Here is a 1,188-nt window from a genome sequence, read left to right on the forward strand (position 1 = left end):
GCGTACTGTAAACTAAAATGAAAGTTGAAGACCCGTCAGCCCTTCTGGTACAATGGTTTCACCACAAATCCAAGTACCTCCCGAAAGGAGACGAGTCTTCATGGAAAAATTATACCAAATAAGGTGCCCGAAATGCAACAACAAAACAGATATTTATCGCTATGGAAAAGACGCCCACGGACATCAAAAGTACCAGTGCAAGAAATGCCGGCATCAGTGGGCGCCGGAAGCGAGGCGGGAGATCGGGCGGCCTAGAACGAAAAATTACCCCTCATGTCCGGTTTGCGGCAAAGCTGCTTTCCTGCATCACGATAAGGAGCATTACAGCAACTACCGCTGCTGTGACAAAAAGTGCAGCCACTCTTTCTTCGTGCCAAAGCCTACGGCCATCTCAGCCCCATCCATGTCCAAGCTGTTTGGAAAGGCAGACTTCAAGCGGATGCGCTATCCTGTCCATGTGATCCTCACGGCTCTGAGCATGTTCTACCTGGGCAAGAACTCATTCCGCAACATCGCGTTGATTTTGCGTACCGTGATGGATGTCAAGGTCTCCCACACTACCATCAGCAATTGGTGCACCAAGTTCGCGCCCATGTTCCAGAACATCGCCTTACAGCTCATTCCAGCCCTGAATTTCAACTCGGATGAGTGGCACGCCGATGAAACTGTCATCAAAATTCGTGGCGAGAAATATTACCTCTGGCTCATCCTGGACAGCGAGACACGCTTTGTCCTGGGCTTCCACCTGGACCGCCACCGGGACAGCCCTCAGGCTTTTACTGTGCTGAACGCTGCCAAGCCTTTAGGAACGCCACAGGCCATTGTCAGCGACCGCTACCCGGCCTACAGGATGCCCGTCAAGACCCTGTATGGGGGGCGGCACATCCGCCGTGGAAAGCTTCCGCGATGATGTCACCAACAACCTCATCGAGTGCTTTAACAAGCAGTTCAAGGCCTGGTACAAGGCCAAGCAGGGGTTTTCTTCCTTTGCTTGCGCCAACAACCTCATTTCCATGTTCATCTTTTTCTATAACTTTGTCCGCCCTCATTCCGCACTGAACGGCCTTACTCCGGCTCAGTGCGCCGGCCTTGCACTTTCAAAAACGCGTAAACGTGAGCTTTTCCTCGTTGCGTAGAGTTTTTCGCTGATTTTCGGGTCCTTTCTTTTCATTTTTGCTTTACAGTGCC

Annotated in this window: 1 pseudogene; it reads left to right on the top strand. The window is 51.5% G+C overall.

Annotation, left to right across the window (positions count from 1 at the left end):
- Positions 1-100 precede the first annotated feature (100 nt).
- Positions 101-1,136, top strand: a pseudogene (locus D7X94_RS17940) (IS6 family transposase).
- Positions 1,137-1,188 lie beyond the last annotated feature (52 nt).

Origin of the sequence: Acutalibacter sp. 1XD8-33 (assembly GCF_003612555.1) — a bacterium.
Classification (GTDB): Bacteria; Bacillota; Clostridia; order Oscillospirales; family Acutalibacteraceae; genus Acutalibacter.